General features: G+C 74.8%; 1 protein-coding gene and 1 pseudogene. Both read right to left on the bottom strand.

The features are described 5' to 3' along the window. The coding region (locus KUM32_RS36565; RefSeq protein ID WP_217146192.1) for a beta-ketoacyl synthase N-terminal-like domain-containing protein at positions 1-247 on the bottom strand (247 nt) is incomplete at its 3' end. Next, positions 244-607: pseudogene (locus tag KUM32_RS36560) on the bottom strand (hypothetical protein); the annotation flags it as partial. The gene KUM32_RS36565 and the pseudogene KUM32_RS36560, both read right to left, overlap by 4 nt.

Here is a 607-nt window from a genome sequence, read left to right as displayed (position 1 = left end):
GCAGGGGACGCAGCCGCTCGCGCAGCCCCGGCTCCACCGTGGGTGACTGCGCCGTGAGGGTCTCGGCGGGCGTGCGGCGCTGGCGTGCCACCACGCCCAGGCTGGCGGGCAGGTCCGGACCCGGCTGCTCGTACGTCACCCCGGACGTGCCCGCCCGCAGGGCCGCGGTGAACTCCTCGACGTCGCCGCCCAGGGCGCACCGCACGCCGAGCCCGGTGATCGCGACGCCGCTGCCGCGGTCGGTCACAGCGCTTCCGCCCGCAGCGTCCGCAGCCGCGCCGGCTCGGTCCCGAAGGGGGTGATGACGGGGTAGGTCCGCAGGTCAGGGTGGCTGGTCTTCATGATGGCGACCAGCGTCGAGGACGGCGTCAGGTCGACGTAGTGGGCCTCGGCCGCCCCCGGTACGGCGGACAGGGCGCGGGTGAAGGCGATCGGTCGGCGCAGGGTGGTCCAGCAGTCCTCGGCGTGCCAGCCCTTGACCACGTCGGTGCTGGTGGACGAGATCAGCAGCGGTCGCGTGGACGCGGGGTCCGGGGTGGCGTCGAAGGTCAGGGACGCGGCCAGTTCGGTGATCGGGTCGCGCAGTCCGTCCAGCGCGGAGGAGTGG

The organism is Streptomyces sp. AC627_RSS907, from assembly GCF_019049165.1.
The sequence above is the reverse complement of the archived record's forward strand: the minus strand, read 5'-3'. Positions and strand labels throughout refer to the sequence as shown.